Annotated in this window: 4 protein-coding genes; 1 reads left to right on the top strand and 3 read right to left on the bottom strand. The window is 32.8% G+C overall.

Features of this window, described 5'->3' with window-relative positions; translation table 11 throughout:
• Window positions 1-418 (top strand): GNAT family N-acetyltransferase (locus F6K40_RS03660; RefSeq protein WP_293131533.1); only part of this gene is annotated, 418 nt, incomplete at its 5' end.
• Between the two features lie 697 nt (window positions 419-1115).
• On the opposite strand, the gene F6K40_RS03655 is transcribed toward F6K40_RS03660, so the two are convergent.
• The 3 genes from F6K40_RS03655 to F6K40_RS03645 form a co-directional block, all read right to left on the bottom strand.
• The gene (locus F6K40_RS03655) at window positions 1116-1754 is read right to left on the bottom strand and encodes a PAP/fibrillin family protein (RefSeq protein ID WP_293131530.1); all 639 of its coding nucleotides are present in this window, start codon (window positions 1752-1754) and stop codon (window positions 1116-1118) included.
• A 347-nt stretch (window positions 1755-2101) separates the two neighbouring features.
• Complete coding sequence (locus F6K40_RS03650) at window positions 2102-2593, bottom strand: Uma2 family endonuclease (RefSeq protein WP_293131628.1); 492 nt, start codon at window positions 2591-2593, stop codon at window positions 2102-2104.
• Window positions 2594-2736: 143 nt separating this feature from the next.
• Window positions 2737-2973, bottom strand: coding sequence for a Uma2 family endonuclease (locus tag F6K40_RS03645; protein WP_293131626.1), 237 nt, complete (start codon window positions 2971-2973; stop codon window positions 2737-2739).
• Window positions 2974-3164: the final 191 nt, after the last annotated feature.

The following is a 3164-nucleotide window of genomic DNA, read 5'->3' as shown; positions in this document are numbered from 1 at the left end:
ATGGTCTATCCGTAAGTTAGTTTTAACGGCTAAACTTGACCCGACTCAATTACGTTGGCAACAATTTTGGGTGATTGAATGTGAGGAAAAATTAGTAGCTTGTGGGCAGTTGCGTAATTTTGAAAATGCACAAGAATTAGGCAGTTTAGTAGTTGTCAAAGCTTGGCAAAAACGTGGGTTAGGCACAACACTTACAAAACATCTAATTCAACAAGCAAATAAACCTTTATATCTGGAATGTCTGGGTCAAAAATTAGAATATTTTTACAGTCGCTTAGGTTTTGTTCCGATTTCTTTAGCAGAATTACCTCAATCTCTAAAATTGAAATTTGGTATATCTCAATTAGGCAGAAAAATATTCAAAATTCCTGTGATAATTATGGAGTATCAAGGAAATAAATTAACCAATTATAATTAGTAAGCATTCAGTCTAGCAAACTATGGCAATCAGGGATCTATGTTGTAATATTTTATTGTCGGGGTTTGGTCTCTTTTCCCCAACTGCATGAGGAATGAAAATACTAAACTTATAGAGTTGTTTTTACGAATCATTTCTGATGACTATACTCTTCCTTAAATCTATAGGATGTAATATTTTATTGTCGGGGTTTGGTCTCTTTTCCCCAACTGCATGAGGAATGAAAATACTAAACTTATAGAGTTGTTTTTACGAATCATTTCTGATGACTATACTCTTCCTTAAATCTATAGGATGTAATATTTTATTGTCGGGGTTTGGTCTCTTTTCCCCAACTGCATGAGGAATGAAAATACTAAACTTATAGAGTTGTTTTTACGAATCATTTCTGATGACTATACTCTTCCTTAAATCTATAGGATGTAATATTTTATTGTCGGGGTTTGGTCTCTTTTCCCCAACTGCATGAGGAATGAAAAGACTAAACCTCTAGAGTTGTTTTTACGAATCATTTCTGATGACTATACTCTTCCTTAAATCTATAGGATGTAATATTTTATTGTCGGGGTTTGGTCTCTTTTCCCCAACTGCATGAGGAATGAAAAGACTAAACCTCTAGAGTTGTTTTTACGAATCATTTCTGATGACTATACTCTTCCTTAAATCTAGCAGTAATTATTAATTTCTGATAGGTGACTTAAGAGCTGAGTGCTTCTACATTAGCTTTATTCAGAATAAATAAACTTTCATCTCCCCCACGTCCAATTCTGAAATTTTCGTCTAAATAAGTAATATCAAGTGTGGCAACTCTACCACGAGGATTGTTAGCTTTTACCACTTTAAATGGGTTTAATTTAGGGGTGTCAATACCTAAAATTTTCTCAATCGCCAAATAACGTTTATCAAAATAAACATTGATGCGTTTATCTGCTAAACCAGATGTATTTATAGCAGGTTCAAAACTAGCAGTTACTTTTACAAATCCTGATATTAATTTCAGAGGATGTCGTACTTGAGCAAGATTAAAAAATGTTTTATTAGCAATATTAATTATTTGATAAACTTCACCTACTTTTAACCCCAATGGTAGGGAATCTAAGAAACGAATTTCTCTAGCTGTAGAGTATAGAAGTTGCCAAGTTCCCTCTAATAAATTAGGAGTATACAAGAGAGGTTGAGGATGATAATTGAGACTTTCTAAGTCTGTTGTTAACTGTTCAATTTCTTTTTCTACAGTTTTGTCTAACTTCAAATTAGTAACAGGAGAACCATCATTTATAGTGTGAATATTTTTGATGGTTGCTTGTAATTTTTCCTTCAAAAGTTGATGATTCATAAAAAAAAGGGAATAGGGAATAGTGGGAAATAATTGATCGGGACTTACACAGAAACCGGGTTGATAAACGAAACTTATCGTTTTAAAGATAATAATCTAATCAACCCGGTTTCTTGGTTGGGCAGGCATAATTATAAAGTATATTCTGTTCATTTTTCCACAACAACTGGGGATGTAATCATTATTAATTACCTGTTTATTATTGACAATTAAATTATCGCACAAAGAATCAAAAAAATTTTCAGGACTTACACAGAAACTGGGTTGATCAACGAAACTTCTAGTTTTAAAAAGAATAATCCAATAAACCAGATTTCTTGGTTGGGCAGGCATAATTCCTGTTGCTATTAAGCTAATAACTCATCTACCAGAATACTAAAACCATGTAAAACTTTTTGAGTATTAACAACTTGCCCAGAAATAAAAATAAGTCTTGATTCTTCAGTCAGAACAATTACCCATTTATTCTCAGGAAATACTAACCAAACTTTTTCAGATCCAGACTCTAAATATTCTTCTGCTTTGGCAATAACATCTTCAGCTAAATCTGTAGGAGAAACAATTTCAGCACTTAAAGGAAAACTTTGAGGTAAGACTTTTTCATTGCCAAATTCTGTCTCTAATTCAGGAGTAAGATAAGCAACATCAGGGTAACGCCCTTGCTTGTTTGTGCGACAAGGTACATCAGTATAAACTTCCCCTTTTTGTTGACTAGAGTTGAGATAGTTTCCCCAATACTTAGCTAGTTTAGCTTGAATTAGACTATGTTTAAGAGTCATGCCATTTTTTTCCAATAATTGCCCGTTAACCCACTCTTTCTTTTCAGGAGGATTTTCTATCCAATCTTCTCAAGTATATTCTGTTGATAGTTTCCCAATAATTGGGGATTTAATCATCATTAATTACCTCTTTATTATTGACAATTAAATTATCGCACAAAGAATCAAAAAAACAATTTAAGCATTCAGTCGTCTGCTATGAATTATGAATTTACTATCACACCAAAGGAGGAATTAGTCTTCAAATCAAAGTAACGCCCTTGTTTGTTTGTGCGACAAGGTACATCACTATAAACTTTTCCACCTTGCCCACTAGAGTCTTGATAATTTTTCCAATAAGAGGAAAGATTTACTTGAATTCGACTATGTTTAAGAGTCATGCCATTTTTCTCCAATAATTGCCCGTTAACCCACTCTTTCTTTTCAGGAGGATTTTCTATCCAATCTTCTCAAGTATATTCTGTTGATAGTTTCCCAATAATTGGGGATTTAATCATCATTAATTACCTCTTTATTATTGACAATTAAATTATCGCACAAAGAATCAAAAAAACAATTTAAGCATTCAGTCGTCTGCTATGAATTATGAATTTACTATCACACCAAAGGAGGAATTAGTCTTCAAATCAAA

The organism is Okeania sp. SIO3I5 (assembly GCF_010672085.1).
Lineage (GTDB): Bacteria > Cyanobacteriota > Cyanobacteriia > Cyanobacteriales > Microcoleaceae > Trichodesmium.
The sequence above is the reverse complement of the archived record's forward strand: the minus strand, read 5'-3'. Positions and strand labels throughout refer to the sequence as shown.